Source organism: Haloferula sp. A504 (genome assembly GCF_044385805.1).
Lineage (GTDB): Bacteria > Verrucomicrobiota > Verrucomicrobiia > Verrucomicrobiales > Akkermansiaceae > Haloferula.
Window position 1 is genome coordinate 1 of sequence record NZ_JBISBU010000066.1, and the last position, 20807, is coordinate 20807.

Here is a 20807-nt window from a genome sequence, read left to right on the forward strand (position 1 = left end):
AGCCGCCGCCCGAGCCGCTGCCGGCACCCCCGTCCCCGCCCAGCCGGACGCAGAGGATACCCGAGAACCCGCGCCGAGGATCAGTGCCGAAGAGGCCGGCTACGAGAAGCTGGCCATGGAGCAGCTCGAACCGATCGTCGCGCCGATCGCCCTCTACCCCGACGAACTGCTGGCGCAGATGCTCCCGGCCTCCACCGTGCCGCTCGATGTCGTCGCCGCCCGCCAGTTTGTCGAACGCGAGCCGGACTTCGAGGAGCCCTCGGCCGAGGCCATCGAATCCTGGGACCCGGCGGTGGTCTCGCTGCTCCAGTTCAAGGACGTGCTCGACCTGATGGCCGGGGACGTCAGCTGGACGATGTCCCTCGGCCAGGCATTCTACTATCAGGAATCCGACGTTTACGACGCCATCCAGCTGGTCAGGACGCGGGCGGACGCCAAGGGCCTGCTCACCGACAATCCGCAGCAGGTCTACGTCAAGGAAACCGAGATCATCCGCATCGAGCCGGCCGACCCGGAGGTGATCTACGTGCCCCAGTATGACCCGCAGGTCATCTACGTCGAAAAGCAGCCTGCGGCGCAATCCGGCCCCGACCCGTTCCTCAGCTTTGCCACCGGCGTCGCCGTCGTCTGGGGGCTGAGCTGGGCCTTCGACTGGGGCAAGCGCAAGTGCGTCCACCACCACCACTGGTACCAGCCGTGGCACCACCACCGCTACCATCGCTACTACGGCCGCCCGTACTATGGCGGCAAGCCCCCGCGCCCGCCGGCCTACCGGCCCCCGGTCCGGCCGCCCCGGCCGCCCGGCTGGAGGCCTCCCACCCAGCGCCCGCCCGGCTACCGCCCGCCACGCCCGATCCCGCCGCCCACCCAACTGCCGACCCTGCGGCCCGACCGCCCCGGCGCCCGACCGCCCGGTGACGGCGGCTCATGGCGGCCCTCACGCCCGCCGAGCGTCAAACCCCCGCAGCGTCCCGGCGGCGGACGCCCGCCACTCGCAACTCCGCCCCGCCCGACCCCGCTCCCGGCGATCCCCGGCGGCCGACCCTCGAAACCGAGCACCCAGCCGGCGATTCCGATCAAACCGGGCACCCGACCAGCGGCACCGACCAAGCCGTCCACCCGACCGGCGGTCCCGACCAAGCCGAACACGCGACCAGCAGTCCCGACCAAACCGAGCACCCGGCCCCCGATTCCCGCCAAGCCGACGGTCCGCCCGGGCACGCCGGCGAAGGCGCCCGGATCGAACTTCAAGCCCGCCACGCGCCCGAGCGCCCCGGCCATCCGCAAGGACCTCAACCGCGGCAGCTCGAGCATCAACCGCAGCAGCGGCGCTGCCCGACCCACCCCGACGCCCCGCCCCGCCAACCGCTCCTCCTTCCAACCCAAAGCCGGCAGCCGCCCGGCCGCGACCCGCGGCGCCGCCAGTGGCGCCCGCCGCGGCCGTTGAATCCCTCAACCCACCCCCAAGTCATGAACCACCATATCCTCACCGCCTTTCTCGCCCTGGCCGCCGCCGCCCCGCTGGTCCGCGCCCAGCAGTCCTTCGATTCGCCCGAAGCCGCCTTCGCCGCCGTCGCCAAGGCCTGTGCCGCCGGCGACAAAGCGGCACTCACCACCATCATCGGCCCCGACGCCGAAAGCCTACTCGCCGACGAGACCGCCACCACCCTGAAGGCCTTTGCCGAGGCCTACGAGGTCGATCACGAGGTCCTCACCCGCGACGCCCAGCGGCTCATCCAGGTCGGCGAGGTCGGCTACATCCTGCCCGTTCCCGTCGTCGCCGCCGGCGACAAGTGGACCTTCGACCTGCCCAGCACCCTCGACGAGATCCACAAGCGCCGCATCGGCCGCAACGAAATCACCGCGATCGACACCCTGCGCACCTACGTCGATGCCCAGCGCGCCTACGCCGCCATCGACCACGACGACGACGAGGTCAACGAGTTCGCCCAGCTCATCCTCAGTACCGAGGGCCAGCGCGACGGCCTCTATTTCGAGACCGGCGACGGCGAGCCGCCCAGCCCCTTCGGGCCGATGGTTGCTGAGAAGGCCGAATACCTCAAGGACCGCAAACCCGGCGACCCGTACTACGGCTACTACTACAAGATCCTCCGCGGTCAGGGCGACGCCGCCCCGGGCGGAGCCTACGACTATGTGATCAACGGCAACATGATCGCCGGCTACGCCATGCTCGCGTGGCCCGCCGATTATGGGAAATCCGGCATCATGAGCATCATCGTCAACCACCAGGGCAAGGTCCACGACCGCGACCTCGGCAAGGACACCGCCAAGGCCGCCGCCGCGATCACCGCCTACCAGCCCGACGACAACTGGTCGGAAGTCCCCGCCGACGACCTCGATGAGTCGACGGTTGAATGATGCGCCTGCCAACTCACTACGCGCTCAAAAACAACGCTCAAACAAATCCTCAAAACGATGAAAACGACCAGCGTCCTTACCCCCGGCACGGCCATCCTCGCGATGACGTTGGCCGCCCACGCACAAGCAGAAGAACCCTCACCCTACATGGGTGGTGAGGTCAAGCTGACGGAAGCTCCCAATGGAGCGGTGATCAGGGAGGAAGTTCTATCGACCTCTGCAAAAATCCTCTATACCGAGCCAACGACTGAGAAGCTGGGCGAAGGCGTCTGGTGCATCGGCGGGCTTTCGCTGGCAAATACAACGGTGATCGAAGCAGAGGACGGTCTGATCGTCTATGACACGGGGGACACCAAAGAGGAGGGCCAGCATATCCGCGCCGCCATTGAGAAAATCAGCGACAAGCCGATTAAGGTGATCATCTACAGCCACTCCCACTATGCGATGGGAGGCGGAGCGCTTGTGGATCACCCGGATGATGTCCTGATTATCGGCCACCCCAAGGTGAATGAAACCGTGGAAAGCAGCCTCAAAGGCGGCGGTTCCCCCTCCGCGATTCCTGAAGTCGGTCCCTTGATGACAACCAGGGCCATGATCCAGTTCAACAACTTCACGCCAACCGAAGGTCCGGACGCTGCCATTGTCGGAATACTGGAAGTGGGAAAACCCATTGCCTTTCTGCCAGCCAATAAAACCGTCGAAGATGGAGAAACCCTCGATGTTCTGGGCATCAAGATGCAGTTTTTCACCAAGTACATGTCGGATGATTACAACCTCACCGTTCATGTTCCGGAAAAAGGCTTGGTCATGAATAACTTCTTGTGGCCGGGCACTCCGAATATTTACACCCTGCGCGGCGGCGTCTATCGGGATCCCCTGGTCTGGCGCGATGGTCTGAAGGTGATCCGCGACTTGCAGCCCGAGATTCTTACCAACACCCATACCCGGGCCATTGTGGGCAAAGAGGAAGTCATGAAACGACTGACCGGTTATATGGATCAGCTGACCTTGACCTATGACCAGACCTTGCGTGGCATCCTGGCTGGCATGGGACCTGATGACCTTCGCCATGCGATCTATATTCCCAAACACCTGCGGGAAATCCCTGAAAACGCCCAATCCTATGGCGAAACCAGCCATTTTCCGGAAGCCATTTATCAGTATGTCATCGGCTGGTTCGATGGAGATGTGACGAAGCTCTTCAAGATTGCCCCGAAAGAAGAGGCGGCACGAATGGTCGAATTGATGGGCGGAAAAGACAAAGTGATTGAGGTCGCTCAAAAAGCACTTGATGGCAAGGAGTATGCCTGGGGGGCGCAAATCATTCAATATGCCTATCTGCTGGATCCTGAGAACAAGGAAGTCAGAAACCTGAAAGCAGATCTGCTGAGGCAGATGGCCTATCGGACTACCGGTTCCATTTCCAGAGCCTTCCTCCTCACTGAAGCGTTAACGCTCGAGGGCAAGGCCACCTACCCCAAATTGATCCCCCCAAGCGCAGAAACCATCGCGGAATCACCGGAGTCTTTCGTTGACTATTTCCGGGTGCGGATTGATCCAAAGAAGAGCGAAAACACCGACACGGTCGTTGAGTTCGTGTTCACGGACAAAGGGAATCAAGCCGTCGCCCTGCATGTGCGTCGCGGGATTGCGGAGTATATTTCCGTCCCCGATGATTACCTGAAGAAGGCGGACTTTGTCTTGAAGATGGACTCTGAAACCTGGGCTGAACTCTATTTGAGCGCCGTGTCTTTGGATGATGCCATTGGCTCCGGCAAGGTGACATTGAAAGGCGGCAAGGCGGAAATGGTGAAAATATTCAATATGTTCGATCAATTCAAGCCCACGAAAAACTACGTGGTCCCACCGATCGAAGACTAATCCCTCTCAAAACCCATAAGAAAAAGTAATGAAAAAATTAATAAGCTCGATCACAATTCTGGCATTCACATGTTCAGTTTCAGTAAAGGCAGCACCTGCAAATGACGGCTCTGCTTTGCCTTTCCCAGAACCTGGTCAAGCCAGTGTGACGGGAAAGACTCTAGCCGATTCAAAACATCAATGGCGAGTCGAAGAGAGCAGGCTTCCCAAAGACGCGCCAAACATCGTCATTTTCATGACCGATGATGCGGGCTTTTCCAACCCCGAGACATTTGGTGGACCGGTTCATATGCCCACCATGGATCGCCTGGCTAAATCAGGGATCAGCTACAACGCATTTCACACCACCGCCATGTGTTCTCCGACTCGGGCTTCCCTGCTCACCGGGCGAAACCATCACCGCGTAGCGGCCGGTCAGATTGCCGAACTCGCCTCGGACTGGGACGGATACATGGGCAAAATTCCCAAGTCGACCGCCACCTTCGCTCAGGTGCTTTCCTACTACGGATACAATACATCAGCCTTTGGAAAATGGCACAACACGCCGGTGACCGACATCACCAAGCTGGGGCCATTCGACCGCTACCCGACGGGTCTTGGTTTTGACTACTTCTACGGCTTTCTCGCAGGCGAAACGTCCCAGTATGAACCCGTGCTTTTTGAAAACACGAACCCTGTGGAAGCGCCTCACGGTCCCAAGTATCACCTGACCGAGGATTTGGCGGAAAAGGCCATCGCGTGGATTCGCACGAGCAAAACCCTCGAGCCCGACACCCCGTTTTGCGTCTACTTCACACCCGGAGCTGTCCATGGCCCGCATCACATCTTCAAAGAGTGGGCGGACAAGTATGATGGAAAATTTGATGAAGGTTGGGAAGCGTTACGGGCAATGACTTTTGAAAAACAAAAGGAGCTGGGATGGATTCCCCAGGATTCCGTTCTCAATCCGCTTGCTTCGACCCAGCAAAAATGGGATGAAATCCCCAAATCTCAACACGAGTTTCAAACTCGATTAATGGAGATCTATGCAGGATTCCTGGAGCACACGGATGTCCAGTATGGAAAGATCGTCGATGAGATCGAGCGCCAGGGCCTGCTGGAGAACACGCTGATTTTATACATCAACTCCGACAACGGTCCTTCGTCGGAAGGCATGAACGGGACGATCAGTGAATTGCTCGCTCAAAATGGGATGCCCTCGACCAGTGAACAGCAGTTGGAGACTCTCAAGGAGTCTTATGGCGGAATGGATGCCCTGGGAGGGCCCACACTTGATATCATGTATCACCATGGCTGGGCCTATACGGGAGCGTCTCCATTCCAAGGAACCAAATTGGTCGCCGCACACCTCGGCGGAACCAGGACGCCGTTGGTCATTTCCTGGCCCGCGAAGATCAAGCCTGACGGAATGATCCGCTCCCAGTTTCACCACGTCAATGATATCGCGGCAACGCTCTACGACATCTTGGACATCACTCCACCCAAAACCGTGAACGGTGTCGAGCAGCAGCCGCTGGATGGAACGTCCATGGCCTACACCTTTGACCAACCGGAAGCGGCAACGACAAAAAAAACTCAGTATTTTGAGGTTTTAGGCAGCCGCGGAATCTATCATGAAGGTTGGTTCGCCGGCACATTTGGCCCCAAGGCGCCATGGTCGACGGACGCATCAGGCCTCATGAACTGGGAGCCCGAGAAAGAAGAGTGGGAGCTCTACAACCTGAACGAAGACTATTCGCAATCGAAGAACTTAGCCAAAGTGAATCCCGAAAAGCTGGCCGAGCTGAAAGAGTTGTTCGACAAGGAGGCCACCGAAAACCTCGTGTATCCCATCGGGGCAGCCCAATACACCGTCTTCTTCAACCCCAGCGAACTGCCTTCTTCACCCTTGAAGGAATGGTCGTTCTACGAAGGACAGGAGCGCATTCCGGAAGCGATGGCACCTAAATTCATTAGTGGACTTTCGACCCTGGCCGTCATTGATGCGGAAATCCCGAAAGATGCCGAAGGAGTGCTGTTTGCACTCGGTGGGATCTCTTCTGGATTCACCGTCTACATGGACAAGGGAATACTCAAAGCCGAGTACAATGCGATGACCCTCAATCGGTATAAAATTTCCTCCGAAGCACGGATTGCGCCCGGAAAGGTGAAGATCGAAGTGGAAACCAAATACGACTCAGCAGAGCGGATGGCCCCTGCGACCGTGACCCTGAAGGTGAACGGCAAGCAGGTGGGCCAAGGACGCATCGAGCGATCCGTTCCGAGTATCCACACCGCTTCCGAAACCTTTGACGTCGGTATGGACTTAGGCTCACCCGTCGCCCTCGAATACTTCGATAGAGCGCCATTCAAATTCAACGGCAAGATTGAGAAAATTCATATCAGCTACTTGGATTAGAGACTGTTTATAGCCACGGGCGGCCTGGAGCGGCTCAACGCTTGTGAACTCATTGAAACCAAAGGTTATCGGAAAAATCAATACACAGAGGTCATTCCCATCAGAATGCCTTTACGAAAATAAGTAATGAACACACAAAAATTACGAAATCGAACCGCGCTGGCCTGTCTGGCGGGTTTGTTCCTGGGAGGAACGCTGCTGCAGGCACAGGAATCCTTGCCATTCCCGGAACCAACGTCTGCGAGCACGACCGGAAAAACCCTCGCCGATTCGAAACACAAATGGCGCACCCAAGAGAGCCATCTACCAGAAGACGCTCCGAACATCGTCATTTTCATGACCGATGATGCGGGCTTTTCCAACCCCGAGACATTTGGAGGACCGGTTCATATGCCAACCATGAACCGCCTGGCAAAATCAGGCATCAGTTACAACGCATTTCATACCACAGCCATGTGCTCTCCGACTCGGGCTTCCCTACTCACCGGGCGGAACCATCACCGCGTGGCTACAGGCCAGATTGCAGAGTTTGCTTCTGACTGGGACGGCTATGTGGGAAAAATTCCCAAGTCGACAGCCACTTTTGCACAGGTGCTTTCCTATTATGGCTACAACACGGCGGCCTTTGGAAAATGGCACAACACACCTGTGACCGACATCACGAAACTGGGTCCATTTGACCGTTATCCAACCGGACTGGGGTTTGACTACTTTTACGGATTTCTAGCCGGGGAAACCTCACAGTATGAACCAGTCCTGTTTGAAAATACCAACCCTGTCGAAGCGCCGCATGATGCCAAATATCACCTGACAGAAGATTTGGCTGAAAAATCCATTCAGTGGATTAGAACCAGTACAACACTCAACCCTGGCAAACCGTTCTTTGTCTACTTCGCTCCTGGCGCGGTTCATGGTCCCCACCATATTTTCAAAGAGTGGGCTGATAAATATGACGGCAAATTTGACGAAGGATGGGAAGTATTGCGAACCATGACTTTTGAAAAACAAAAGGCGCTGGGTTGGATTCCTCAGGATGCCGTGCTGAACCCCTTGGCAAAAAGCATGCAAAAATGGAGTGATATTCCCAAGTCTCAACGCGAGTTTCAAACACGCTTGATGGAGATCTACGCAGGATTCCTGGAGCATACCGATGTGCAGTATGGAAAAGTTGTCGATGAAATTGAGCGCCAAGGGCTACTGGAAAACACCCTGATTATTTATATTTGCTCCGACAACGGGCCTTCCGCTGAGGGTTTGAATGGAACCATCTCTGAGCTGCTGGCACAGAACTCGATGCCGTCGACTCTTGAACAGCAAATGGAGGTGCTGAACAAAGACTATGGTGGATTGGATGCCTTGGGTGGACCCAAACTTGACATCATGTATCACCATGGTTGGGCTTATTCAGGGTCTGCACCCTTTCAGAGCACCAAGTTGGTTGCGGCTCATCTGGGCGGAACACGAACTCCCTTGGTGATTTCCTGGCCGAAGAAAATCAAGCATGACGGAAAAGTGCGCTCTCAATTCCACCACGTCAACGATATCGCTTCGACGATCTATGACATCCTTGATATTACAGCGCCTAAAGTTGTCGATGGAGTAGAACAGCTACAACTTGACGGAACATCCATGGTCTACACCTTCGATGATCGGGAAGCCACGCCCGCCAAGACAACCCAGTATTTCGAGATCATGGGCAGCCGCGGTGTTTATCACGATGGTTGGTTCGCAGGGGTTGCTGGTCCTCGAACACCATGGTCTACTGACATTTCTGGTGTCGCAAACTGGAAACCGGAAAATGATGTGTGGGAACTCTACAACCTGGAAGAGGACTATTCACAGTCGCAGGACCTCGCCAAAGAAAACCCCAAAAAACTGGCTGAGTTGAAAGCTGTATTTGATAAAGAGGCAACAGACAACTTCGTGTATCCTATTGGAGCAGGATTGTATACCGCGCTTTATAATACGAGTGAAATGCCTTCATCTCCTTTGACGGAATGGTCATTTTTTGAAGGTCAAGGGAGAATTCCTGAAGCCATTGCGCCCAAGTTTGCAAGCGGACGCTCTACTTTGGCCGTGATCGATGCTGAAATACCGAAAGATGCAGAAGGGGTTCTTTTTGCTCTCGGTGGCATCTCGTCAGGATTCACCGTTTACATGGACAAAGGTCTATTGAAGACCGAATACAACGCCATGACATTGGACCGCTACAAGATCGCCTCGAAAGAGCCGCTCCCCACCGGCAAGGTGAAGATCGAAGTAGAAACAAAGTATGACAACGAAGAGCGCATGGCTCCAGCGACGATTACCTTGAAGGTAAACGGAAAAGAGGTGGGTAAGGGACGTGTAGAACGGTCAGTGCCCGGTGGACACACCGCTTCCGAGACCTTTGATGTGGGGCTCGACTATGGTTCGCCTGTATCACTGGATTACTTCGATCGGGCACCCTTCAAGTTCAATGGCAAGATCGAGAAGATCCATATCAAATATATCAAGTAATTTCAAAGCAGATCAGATAGGATCTAAATGAGTCATTAAACGACTAAAATAGTTATGAAATCCCCATTATTCGTCAAGTCATGCCAGGTTGCTTTGGTTCTCTCATTGAGCTCAGGCCACGTTGTGGCGCAGACTGATCCAGCGGGCGGCAAACCAGCACCCGGTTCAAAGCCGTCTGTGACCGATCTCGATTACCAGGTCAAATACCAACGAGCTTTCGAGGCTGTGCTCTGGTCGATGCCGGCGGTAGCCATTTACGGATTTACCCATGCCACCGCGGGGGTCGGAGGAGGAAACAATACCGTTCTGGCCTTTTCAAAGCCTGCCACGCCGAAGGCGGAGTTGTTGACCGCAAATAATGTCACTCCATACCTGTCATCATTGACCGATCTAAGCAAGGGGCCGGTGGTGGTGGAAGTTCCTGAAGCAACGGACAAGGCGAGTCTTTATGGACAGATCGTCGACCACTGGCAGTTGTCAATCGCAGACGTTGGGCCATCGGGTATCGACAAGGGCAAAGGCGGAAAAATCCTGCTGACTCCCCCCGGTTATGCCAAGCAGGTCCCCTCCGGCTATATCGAAGTCAAAAGCCCCAGTTACCGGGTGTATTTTGCCTTCCGTTCGATCAAAAGCGAAACCGCAACCACTGCCGATGCCTATGCTTACGCGAAAACGCTAAAGATGTACTATTTGGACGACCCTAAGGAAACACAATTCATTGATCCCTCTGATATGCGGTATTCATCACTGCCCCATTATGATGAACGTTGGTTTGAGGATGTCCACGCGATCTTCAGCCTGGAGGATGTTAAAGAGCATGATAAGTTGATGATGGGAATGCTGGCCTCGCTCGGTATCGAAAAAGGCAAACCTTACAACCCAGATGAAAAGAGCAGGAAGGCGATGCGTCAGGCTGTGACGGATGCATACTTTTACATGCAGAAGCGGATACTGCATTCTGCCGATACATCACGAACTTGGTGGAAGGGTAAACACTGGGGTAATGGCATGTTTGCAGACATCAACAGTGGCTTCAGTTTTATCTATGATGATTTGATCGATATCGACACCCGAGCGGAGCGTTATTTTGTAGGCACCTATTATCCGCAGAAATTGGGGCCGCAGCCGGCCACTCAATACTTGTTTGCTCTGGCCGATGCTGACGGCAATGAGTTGGAAGCAGGCAAAACCTACTCTTTTACCATGCCAGCCAACCCGCCGATCGAGCAGTTCTGGTCCTTGATTATTTACGACTTGGAAACCTGGGCCTTTATCTACACCCCGGAGAATCTTCCAGGGCTCTCTTCCGCCAACGATGGTGAAACCATGCAGAAGAACAAGGACGGCAGCACGACCCTCTATTTCGGCCCGAAAGCGCCCAAAGGGCAGGAATCCAACTGGATTCCCACCGGCGGCAAGAAGCCGTTTCCGGTGCTTCGTGTTTACGGCGGCACCGAGAAATTCTGGGACAAGTCCTGGACGATGCCCGACGTTGAATTGGTAAAGTAACCTTATAGACAAACCTTCTAAACCGATAGAACCATGAAACATCACATCATTTCCACCCTCGTCCTACCAGCGGCTCTCGTCCTGAGCTCCTGCGAAAAATCAGCCGATCCCGCTGCCGTTCAGAGCGATGTCACGCCCGAAGAGGCCCAGAGCATCGCGAAGGAAGCCTACATCTACGGCTTCCCCATGGTCATGCATTACAAGACGATGTGGAACTACGTCGTTGACAAGGACAACCCGGAATACAAGGGGCCGTTCAACGAGGTCTCCTGCGAGGCGCGGCTGTTCACGCCGGAAGACAAGGCGGTGGTCACCCCCAATGCAGACACGCCCTACTGCATGTTCTGGATGGACCTGCGCGCGGAACCGCTCGTCCTGTCCGTTCCCAAGATGGAGGCGGAACGATACTACAGTTTCCAGCTGATCGATCTCTACACGCACAACTTCGCGTATGTCGGCAATCTGACGACAGGCAATGAGGCGGGCCACTACCTGCTCGCCGGGCCGGGGTGGGACGGAGAGAAGCCGGAGGGCATCACCGACTTGATCCGATCCGAAACCGACGTGATCTTCAATGTCACTCGGACCCAGTTGTTTGGGCCGGATGATTTGGAGAAGGTCCAGTCCATCCAGGACCAGTACAAACTGGAGCCACTGAGTGCTTTCCTGGGTGAGGACGCCCCGGCGCCTTCAGCCACACCCGACTACCCGGAGTGGGTCGAGGGCTCGCAGTTCGACGAGCGCTTCTTGCTCTACTTGGACTTCATCATGGACCTGCTCGAAAAACCGGGTCCGGGAGAGGAGGCGCTCTGGCAGGATCTCGCCCGCCTCGGCGTTGGGCCTGGGAAGACCTTCCGCCTCGATGCTCTGCCTGACGACACCGTGCAGGCGCTGAACTCCGGAGTGAAAGAGGCGTTCGCCGAGATCGAGGCCTTCATTGCCGGTAATGCCAGCGATCCCCTGGCCAGCGGGAAATGGTTCGGCACCCGGAAATTCCTGAACGAAAGCGCCAAGGAGAACTACGGGCTGGACCGGCCGGACATGCTTCGCTCCGCGGGCGCCCACGCAGGTCTCTACGGCAACTCGGCGAAGGAAGCGATCTATCCGACCTATTTCACCGATGCCGATGGCGCGCCGCTGGACGCCTCGAAACACAGCTACACCTTGACCTTCCCGAAGGGGACGCTCCCGCCGGTCAAGGCGTTCTGGTCCTTGACCATGTATGACGGAAAAACCCAACTCTTCATCGAGAACCCACTCGAGCGCTACCTCCTGAGCTCGGTGATGATGGACCAATTCAAGCTGGAGGAAGACGGATCCCTGGTGCTGCACATTGGAAAGGACTCTCCCGGTGAGGCGCTGGAGTCCAACTGGCTTCCCGCGCCCGACGGCCCCCTCTACATGACGATGCGCCTCTACGGACCAGAGAAAGAGGCCCTTGAAGGCCGCTGGTCGCCGCCCAAGGCAAGGAAAGCGGAGTGAAGTGCGGACACGAAATCAAATCACCTGAAAATATCGAATTATGAAAACAATCACTAAATCAAGCATCGCCGTCTTCACGGCGTCCATCCTTGCTTCAACCGTCCTCGCCGACGAGAGCAAGAAAGCAGTCAACGTGTCCAACTTCGTGCGGGCCGAGTCGGATCAGATGATCCGTGCCAACATCAATGAGTTTAACCTTGGATTTGATAAATTCTTTCACCTGCGGGAACCCACGACACCGGACAACCAACCCGTGATCCGTATGAACCAGGACACGCTCTATTCCTCGATGGTCCTGGATCTCTCGAAGCCCGTGAAAATCACTCTGCCTGAGGTGGGCGGGCGTTACATGTCGCTGCTTTCTGTCAGCCAGGATCACTACATGATCGCCGAGTCGGAACCGGGGACGTACGAACTGACGGAGGATTCGGTTGGCACACGCTTCGCCCTGGTGACCATTCGCACCTTTTATGACGCGGGTGATCCCGACGACCTTGCGAAAGCTCACGCGGCCCAGGACAAGATCACGGTAAGCGGTGGTGGGAAAGGACCTTTCGAGGCACCTAACTGGGACACCGATCAACTCACGGTGGCGCGCAAGGCGCTCAGCGATCTCTCCACCCTCGGCTTCGACAGCACCTACGCGTTCGGCAGCAAGGAAGAGGTCCGGCCGATCGACCATCTGGTCGGCACTGCCGCTGGCTGGGGCGGCATGCCACGCACTGCCGCTTTCTACCTGGTCGACAGTGTCGATAAAAACGACGGCAAGACGCCGCATGTCGTCACGGTGAAGGATGTGCCCGTGGATGCCTTCTGGTCGATCACGGTCTACAATGCCGACGGGTATCTTGAGAAGAACGACCTGGGCCGGAACAGCTTCAACAACTCCTCGGCCAAGACGAATGAAGACGGCTCCTACACGATTCACTTTGGTGGAGACCCGAAGAGCAGCAACTACCTGCCCATCACCGAGGGTTGGAACTACGCGATCCGCATGTATCAGCCGCGCAAGGAGATTCTGGATGGCACCTGGACCTTTCCAAGCATCGAGGCCGTGAAATAGCAGAACACCAGCCACATCCATATGAAGATTTCATCCTCACCCTTGCGCTTGACCCGTTTGCGTGGAGCCGCTCACTCCATCCTCCTTCTCGCTGCTCTGGCGCTGTTCCCGAGCTGTGAAAAGGAGCCCGAGACATCACTGTCCAAGGAACTCAGAGAGATTCGCGAGGGCATTCTGGAGGGGTATCTGGCCGAGGGTGAAGTGCCAAACAGCCTCACCTTGCTGCCGCCTCCTCCCGAGGATGGATCTGCGGCCCTTGCCCTCGATCAGCAGATGGCAGCGCACTACGTGGCGCTGGAAGATGAGGCACGAAAGGCTCAGGCGATTCAGGACAATATCCTGGCCTTTCCGCAGGCAACCGAGGCCTTCAACAGCATTCTGGAGCAGCCCATCTCGGAAGAGACGACACCCCACGCCTACATGATTCTCAGGCGAACTCTGGCCGACGCGGGGCTGTCGACCTATGCGGCCAAGAACCACTATCAGCGGCCGAGACCCTTCATGGTCAACGACACGCCGGTCCTGACTCCGGATGAGGAGGAGGCCTTGCGCAAGGACGGCTCCTATCCTTCCGGGCACACCGCGGTTGGCTGGGCCTGGGCGCTGATTCTCACCGAACTGTTTCCGGAGCAGTCCGACGCCATTCTGAAGCGGGGCAAGGAGTTCGGGATCAGCCGCCTGGTTTGCAACGCGCACTGGCACAGTGACGTCGCCGCCGGGCGGACGATGGGCGCGGCCACCGTCGCCCGCTTGCACGCCAACGCAGGGTTTCTGGTCGATCTGGAAGCCGCCAAACAGGAACTCAGAACGCTGAACAGTTCCAGCAAGCCGTGACACAAAACGTGCCCAGAAGTCCCCGGGAAAGTCGAGGCCGCCTCGCAATCAAGCGACTGTGCTTTTCGCCCGAATCCACCATCCGATAAGTCCCCGAATACGAAGAAGGCTATGGAAAGACTGGAGGTGGCGGCCACCCACGGCTCCCCGTGGCGCTACGACACCTTTGTGCCGGTGATTTTTGCCGGGGCCGGCCTGGAGTCCCGCAAGATCAGCCGTCCGGTCACCCCCTACGACATCGCGACGACCCTCGCCAACCATCTCGGCGTCAAGCCGCCCTCTGGCTCGATCGGCAACCCGCTGACCGAGGTGGTGGGCGAATAAAACGTCCATCCAACAGATTCAATTCAAGCAACCTAAAACGTTCAACAACATCAAGCTCATGAAACACACGACCCAACTCACAAAGCAAATCCTCCCGGCACTCCTTTTCACCATGGCGCTGGCCTGCCCGCTCCACACACAGGCTGAGGAGACGCTGTCCCCGCCGCCTTCGGCGGGCGGGGACAGCGCCGACCTGGCCCAGGACCTGACCAACCCACTGGCCGACCTGATCACCCTGCCGATCCAGGCCAACTACGACGAGGGCTTCGGCCCGCTCGGCGATGGATGGAAGCTGCAAACCAACATCCAGCCGGTGATCCCGTTCGAACTCAACGAGCACTGGAACCTGATCGCCCGCACCATCATTCCGGTGATCCACCAGGAGGGCCTATTCCCGGGCTCCGGCTCGCAGTTCGGCCTCGGCGATACCAACCTGTCCCTGTTCTTTTCCCCGACGCCGTCCGAGAACGGGTTCATGTGGGGTGCCGGGCCGGTGATGCTGTTCCCCACCGCCACTGACAGTCTGCTCGGGGCGAACAAGTGGAGCGCCGGCCCCTCGCTGGTGATGCTGCGGATGCAGGGGCCGTGGACGTACGGAGTCCTCTCCAACCACGTCTGGTCCTTCGCCGGCAGTGGCGACCGGAGCATCAACAACACCTTCGTCCAGCCCTTTGTTTCCTACACCACGGAGGACGCCTGGACCTTCTCGCTGCAGAGCGAGATGAACTACGACTGGAACGCCGCCCAGTGGGCGATCCCCGTCAATGCCGCCGTCTCCAAGCTGGTCAAGATCGGCAAGCTGCCGGTCAGTCTGCAGGCCGGGGTCGGCTACTGGGCGGAATCCGCCGCCAACGGACCCGACGGCTTCCGATTCCGTCTTCAGGCGAACTTCGTGCTGCCCAAGTCCTAACGCACGCCACAACCCACTAAACGAAACACCGATCCCATTTCCAAACATCAGACGACGATGAAAATCGCTCCCGCAACCCTGACCGCCGCCTCCCTCTGCCTGCTCGCCGCACCCTTCACCCTCGCCGAGGAAGGCGGTGCCGGCCACCACGTGCCCGGCGGCATGAGCACTATGATCGACATACTGCCGACCCAGCCCGGCTGGGTGGTCGAGTCGATGTATCTCCACTACTCGGGGGACGCATCAGCCGGCTCACGCATCCCGATCGCCAATCGGCTCGGCCTCGGGCTCGATGCGACCAGCGACGCCTTCACCTTGGGCGGAATCTACACCTTCGAGCAGCAGGTTCTCGGGGCCCACTATTCGGTCGGGGCCTTCGTGCCATACGTCTGGATGAACGTCGAGGCGCAGGTCCGGGTCGGGTTGCTGCCGCCCGCCTTTGTCAGCTCGAGCACCGACGGCCTCGGAGACATCTCGATCCTGCCGGTGATGATGGCGTGGAAGTCGGACAACTGGCAGTTCAATGCCGCGCTGCCGATCTATGCACCGACCGGTGACTACCGGGCCGGACGCCTGGCCAATCCGGGTCTGAACCACTGGAGCTTCGATCCCACGGTGGGGGTGGCCTACGCCAACGAAGAGACCGGTTTCAACTTCGCCGTCCACACCGGATTCACTTTCGCCACCGAAAACTCCGACACCAGCTACCGCAATGGCACGGTCTGGCACCTTGACGTCAGCGCCCAGCAACTGCTGCCCGTCGGTCCAGGCGTCCTCGGCATCGGAGTCGAGGCCTTCTACATCGAGCAAGTCACCGGCGACAGCGGCCGCGGGGCCACCCTCGGCGGCTTCAAAGGCAGCACCTACGGCCTCGGACCGGTGCTCAGCTATATCCTCCCGGTTGATGACAGCGCCTTCGTCGTCGAGGCCCGCTGGCTGACCGAACTCGAGACCACCAACCGCCCCCAGGGCGATTACTTCTGGCTGAAGGCTGTCTATCAGTTCTGACGCCGAACCCTGCAATCCAAACTCCCAAGCATCATCATGAAACACCAAGCCAAACTCCTGATTCCAGTCTTCGCCGTCACGGCGATTTCAGCCGCCCTGCTGTCTTGCACCACCACGAGCACGTTCGACACGACCGATACCAACTCCGACGACCGCCTGAGCACCGCCGAGGTCCGAAAGGCCCTGACCAAGGGCGTCTTCAATGCCAGCGACACGAACGGCGACGGCCGGGTCACGCTTGAGGAATGGAAGGCCGCCAACCCGGGCAGCGACGTTTCGCTGTTCACCGAGCGCGACCTCAACAAGGACGGCGTGGTGACCCGCGAGGAGTTCACCAAACACGTGGCGGACAACGGCACCTTCGACCGGGTCATCGCCGAGCTGGATTCCAGCAACGACGGCACCGTGTCCACTGCCGATTTCGACGCCTTCACGAAAAAGAACCAACTCGACCGCTAAGCCCCGCAATCCCACAACCCCTTTCCACGATGAAAATTCGAATCCTCATTTCCCTAAGCATGCTCGTCGCGCTCCCCCTTGCATCCTGCTCCTATGACCCCGAGATCAACGCCGCCCAGACCCGCGGTGCTGTCGGCGGCGCCGCGATCGGTGCCATCGTCGGCAAAAACACCGGAGGAATCGGCCAGGGCGAAGCCATGGCTGCCGGTGCCGTGATCGGAGCCCTGGCCAGCGAGAACCGCCTGCGCGCCAACAGGCGCTGAACGCTCGGGCAGGCGGCCTCCAAAGGTGCCCGGGCAGTCCCGGGCGCCCCCGACCGTTGACCCATCCGCCGGAGAGTGAAGCATAGCGCCATGGCGAAAATTCAACGCTGTGGGTTGGCCGCCCTCGGGATGGTGATACTCAGCTCGTGCAGCGAAAGCTGGCAGCTGATGCCGGCCCCGCTGGCACATCAATACCTTGGAGGCGAGGCCTTCCGTGAGGTTTCGTCCGAAGACCGCTCGCCGGAAATCAAAACCTTCTATGCCACCAACCGGCCGGCGGCGGATCGAAGCGAGGGGCGATATTACGCCAATGGCGCGACTTCAGAGCTGAAGCTGGGTGCGGCGACGGTAAGGATGGGGGAACCGGGCCTGCACTGGCAGGACGTGCTCGACCTGTCCGCCGCCGCCGAGCGTGAAGGCGAGGTCCCGCTCGACCTCGAGTCCGCCGAGGAGTTGGACGCGCTTCCCACCACCCGCGGCAAACGATTCGCGGCGGAGATCGAGCAGGTGCTGCGACGGTCCCGCTTCAAGGAAATCACGCTCTTTGTCCACGGGGCGAAATCGAGCTTCCTCCGGTCCACCGTGCAGGGCGCGCAGTTTCACCATTTCATGGCCCGCAACACGGTCTTCATCTCCTTTTCGTGGCCATCGACCGGGAGTTTCCTCACCTATCGAAAAGATGTCGAATACGCCGCTGCCACCGCACCGGCCATGGCGGACCTGATCGAGTTTCTTGCGGAAAACACAAGCGCGCGGCGCATCAACATCCTCGCCTACAGCGCCGGAGCGCAGGTGGTGGCTCCGGCACTCACGCTGCTGGCCGAGGAGGGCGGGAGTTCCACGACCGCGCGGAGAAAACTGCGGATCGGCGAGGTCTATTTTGCAGCTGCGGATGTCGGCATGCGGCGATTCGTCAACGAATACCTTCCGGCCTTCAGTCCGATGGTGGACAACGTCACCATCACCTATCATGCCAAGGACAGCGTGCTCCGGATCGCCCAGCTGGCCAACCGTGGCGAGAACCGCCTCGGGCGCCCGGATGGCGGAGAGCTGAGCCCCGAGGAGATCAAGTGGCTGACCGAACAGGCCCGATCCGGAGCCATCGACGCCATCGACATGGAATACGCCGACGACGAGCGACCGGGCGATTTCCGCGCCCACGCCCACTGGTACATGAACCCGTGGGTCAGCTCCGACGCCATCCTGCAGTTCCTCTATCACGACGAGCCCGAGGAACGCGGGCTTGAGCGGAAGCCCGGTACACAGATCTGGTATTTCCCGAAGAGCTACCCGGAAAGACTCGAAGCCCTCATCGAGAAGGGACGGCGCGAGCGTGGCCACCCCAACTGAACCAGCATGGAAACGAATCCGACAAGATTCACTCGGAGCCGCACAAACCGGCGATGAAAAACCGGCGCCCCACGGGCTCCGGCAACCCCCCTTGAAACCCAGACAGCATGTCATTCTCCATCTTCCATCTGGTCCCCCTGTGGTTGGACTTCGTGATCTTCCTCGCCGTCCTGCTGGTTGCTCTGGAGGTCGGCTACCGGATCGGCGTGCGGCGGCAGCATGCATGGAAGAGTGACGAGATCGGAGGGGGAAGGATCAGCCTGACCTCGATGTTCGCGGTGCTTGGTCTGATGCTTGCCTTCACCTTCGGTGCGGCGATCAACCGCCACGAGGCACGCAAGAAGGCCATCGTCGCGGAGACGAATGCCCTGGGCACGGCCTTTCTGCACGCCAGTCTGGCCAAGGAACCGGGCCGCAGCGAATTGCGCGCGGCCCTGCTTGACTACGCCCGCACCCGGACCAGCGGGCATAGCGGAAAGATGACGGTCGCGCGGCTGGAGAGCCTCATCCGACAATCATGGGATGCGAAGGCGAAGCTGTGGCCGGCCACCGAGCGCATTGTGAAAGGGTCCGCACAAGGACCGATCGAAGCGGCCCTGGTGCAATCGGTCACCAAGGTGTTGGACAGCGACACCAACCGGGTGGCGGCAGTCCTCGACAGCCTGCCTCCGATGGTGCTGACCCTGCTTCTCCTGATCGCCGCGGCAACCGTTTCCGTGGCGGGATTCAACGCCGGGCTCTCCGGGAAGATGAGCCGCCTGCGGACGAGCCTCCTGATCCTGGTGCTGGCCTCGATCATGCTCGTGATCATCGATTTCGACCGCTCTTCCACCGGCTTCATCCAGGTCCGCGACAACAGCCTCCGCGCCGCCATCTCCGAGATGGAAGAAAGCCTGGCGCAGCCCGCTGTTGATCCTGCGAAAGACTGAGGAGAAGGGACTTCCAGTCCCTTTCCCCGTCCAGCCCGAGCCAAGCCCGGGGATTGGAGACCTCGTCAACCCGCCGGTGTCGCGAGGGCAACTTACGGTCATTGAACCGACGCGAGAGATTGACGGCACGGTCCGCCGTTCTGACGAATTGACCCCGGAAACCTCCCGAACCACGTTCGCCCCGGCATGGAACTCCGTGCCATCACCACCTTCAACCTGGCCATCCTCGTCCTGTTCCTGGGCAAGTGGCTCAACCAGCGGTTCCCACTGCTCCGCCGCTACAACATCCCGGAGCCGGTCAGCAGCGGGCTGCTGGTGTGCCTGGCGACCTGGGGGATCTACGCGATCACAGGGACCGAGATCTCGTTCGACCTGAGGAGCCGCGACATCCTGCTGGTCTTCTTCTTCGCCGGCATCGGGCTGAATTCCGACTTCCGTTCGCTGCTGGCGGGTGGACTGCCGCTGGTCATGCTGATCGCCGCGACGGTCGTTTACATGTTCCTGCAAGACCTGACCGGCGTGGGGGTGGCGAGCCTGTTCGGGCTCGACAAGCCGGTCGGCATCCTCGGCGGGACCGCCTCGCTGATCGGCGGTCACGGCACGGCGATCGCCTGGACGCCGACCTTCCGGGACGAATACGGGATCGGCAACGCCAGCGAGATCGGGATCGCCTGCGCGACCTTCGGCCTGGTCCTCGCCGCGCTGATGGGCGGACCAATCGCCAACATCCTGATCAAGCGCCACAAGCTGGAGCCGAAGGCGATCGAGCAACCGGACGTGGGCCTCGTCCACAACCAGGAGCACTCGCAGATCGACGCCTATTCGTTCCTCAGCGCGTGGCTGGTGCTCAACGTCAGCCTCACCCTCGACCTCGGGATCCAGGAGGCGCTCGAGGAGGCCGGCCTGCAGCTGCCACTGTTCGTGTGCTGCCTGTTCGGTGCGATCCTCATGACCAACATCATCCCGAGGATCCTGCCGAAGCTGGCCTGGTCGGCCGGCAGCCGATCGCTGGCGCTGATTTCCGACATCTCGCTCGGGATGTTTCTCGCGATGTCACTGATGAGCCTGCAACTGTGGACGCTCGCCGAGCTGGCCGGCCCGATCCTCGCGATCCTCGGCGCGCAGTTCCTGATCGCCTTCGCCTTCGCGCTGTTCGTCATCTTCCGCCTGATGGGACGCGACTACGAAGCAGCGGTCGTGTGCTCGGGATTTGGCGGCATCTCGCTCGGCTCGACCCCGACCGCGATGGCCAACATGACCGCCGTCGCCAAGCGCTACGGCGCTGCCCACAAGGCCTTCATCATCGTGCCGCTGGTCTGCGGCTTCTTCGTCGACATCGCAAATGCCGTGATCATCAAGACTTTCCTGAACTGGTTCGGCTGACCTCGGATCGCTCTTTTCCGGTTCATCTCCTGTTCGTGCCATCGGCGCAGAAACCCCGCAGAGATCCGGAGGGACCTGGGCGGTGCCGCAGTCGGTGCTTCGACGAGGGAGAGCCGCCTCCTTACCAACAATCCCA

16 protein-coding genes and 1 pseudogene are annotated in these 20807 nt (G+C 58.9%); all 17 read left to right on the forward strand.

From position 1 onward, the window contains the following. Window positions 1-1447: DUF3300 domain-containing protein (locus tag ACG2LG_RS20600; RefSeq protein WP_396262242.1), on the forward strand; the 1447-nt coding region annotated here is incomplete at its 5' end. A gap of 23 nt (window positions 1448-1470) precedes the next feature. Next, entirely contained in the window at window positions 1471-2379 is a 909-nt protein-coding gene (locus ACG2LG_RS20605; RefSeq protein ID WP_396262243.1) for a DUF2950 family protein, read from the forward strand. Window positions 2380-2436: 57 nt separating this feature from the next. Next, entirely contained in the window at window positions 2437-4260 is a 1824-nt protein-coding gene (locus tag ACG2LG_RS20610) for an alkyl sulfatase dimerization domain-containing protein (RefSeq protein WP_396262244.1), read from the forward strand. A 28-nt stretch (window positions 4261-4288) separates the two neighbouring features. Next, window positions 4289-6658 (forward strand): arylsulfatase, encoded by a 2370-nt coding sequence (locus ACG2LG_RS20615; protein WP_396262246.1) that lies wholly within the window; start codon window positions 4289-4291, stop codon window positions 6656-6658. Between the two features lie 126 nt (window positions 6659-6784). Further along, window positions 6785-9157: an arylsulfatase gene (locus ACG2LG_RS20620; RefSeq protein WP_396262248.1), complete on the forward strand. Its 2373-nt coding sequence runs from the start codon at window positions 6785-6787 to the stop codon at window positions 9155-9157. Window positions 9158-9211: 54 nt separating this feature from the next. After that, complete coding sequence (locus tag ACG2LG_RS20625; RefSeq protein ID WP_396262249.1) at window positions 9212-10666, forward strand: DUF1254 domain-containing protein; 1455 nt, start codon at window positions 9212-9214, stop codon at window positions 10664-10666. Between the two features lie 33 nt (window positions 10667-10699). Continuing rightward, window positions 10700-12148: a DUF1254 domain-containing protein gene (locus ACG2LG_RS20630; RefSeq protein ID WP_396262250.1), complete on the forward strand. Its 1449-nt coding sequence runs from the start codon at window positions 10700-10702 to the stop codon at window positions 12146-12148. A gap of 40 nt (window positions 12149-12188) precedes the next feature. Next, entirely contained in the window at window positions 12189-13211 is a 1023-nt protein-coding gene (locus tag ACG2LG_RS20635) for a DUF1214 domain-containing protein (RefSeq protein WP_396262252.1), read from the forward strand. A gap of 48 nt (window positions 13212-13259) precedes the next feature. After that, entirely contained in the window at window positions 13260-14045 is a 786-nt protein-coding gene (locus ACG2LG_RS20640; protein ID WP_396262254.1) for a phosphatase PAP2 family protein, read from the forward strand. 111 nt (window positions 14046-14156) lie between these two features. Then, window positions 14157-14369 (forward strand): annotated as a pseudogene (locus tag ACG2LG_RS20645) (alkaline phosphatase family protein); the annotation flags it as partial. Window positions 14370-14427: 58 nt separating this feature from the next. Then, window positions 14428-15279 carry a transporter gene (locus ACG2LG_RS20650; RefSeq protein ID WP_396262256.1) on the forward strand — a complete coding sequence of 284 codons (852 nt, stop codon included), beginning with the start codon at window positions 14428-14430 and terminating at the stop codon, window positions 15277-15279. Between the two features lie 57 nt (window positions 15280-15336). Further along, window positions 15337-16287, forward strand: a complete 951-nt coding sequence (locus tag ACG2LG_RS20655; RefSeq protein WP_396262257.1) for a transporter — start codon at window positions 15337-15339, stop codon at window positions 16285-16287. Between the two features lie 36 nt (window positions 16288-16323). Next, entirely contained in the window at window positions 16324-16746 is a 423-nt protein-coding gene (locus ACG2LG_RS20660) for an EF-hand domain-containing protein (protein ID WP_396262258.1), read from the forward strand. Between the two features lie 29 nt (window positions 16747-16775). Continuing rightward, on the forward strand, window positions 16776-17009 hold the full coding sequence (locus ACG2LG_RS20665; RefSeq protein ID WP_396262260.1) for a hypothetical protein: 234 nt from the start codon (window positions 16776-16778) through the stop codon (window positions 17007-17009). A gap of 90 nt (window positions 17010-17099) precedes the next feature. Further along, window positions 17100-18359 (forward strand): alpha/beta hydrolase, encoded by a 1260-nt coding sequence (locus tag ACG2LG_RS20670; protein WP_396262262.1) that lies wholly within the window; start codon window positions 17100-17102, stop codon window positions 18357-18359. Between the two features lie 107 nt (window positions 18360-18466). Next, on the forward strand, window positions 18467-19288 hold the full coding sequence (locus tag ACG2LG_RS20675) for a hypothetical protein (protein WP_396262263.1): 822 nt from the start codon (window positions 18467-18469) through the stop codon (window positions 19286-19288). 186 nt (window positions 19289-19474) lie between these two features. Next, window positions 19475-20671: a sodium/glutamate symporter gene (gene gltS / locus ACG2LG_RS20680; RefSeq protein WP_396262265.1), complete on the forward strand. Its 1197-nt coding sequence runs from the start codon at window positions 19475-19477 to the stop codon at window positions 20669-20671. Window positions 20672-20807: the final 136 nt, after the last annotated feature.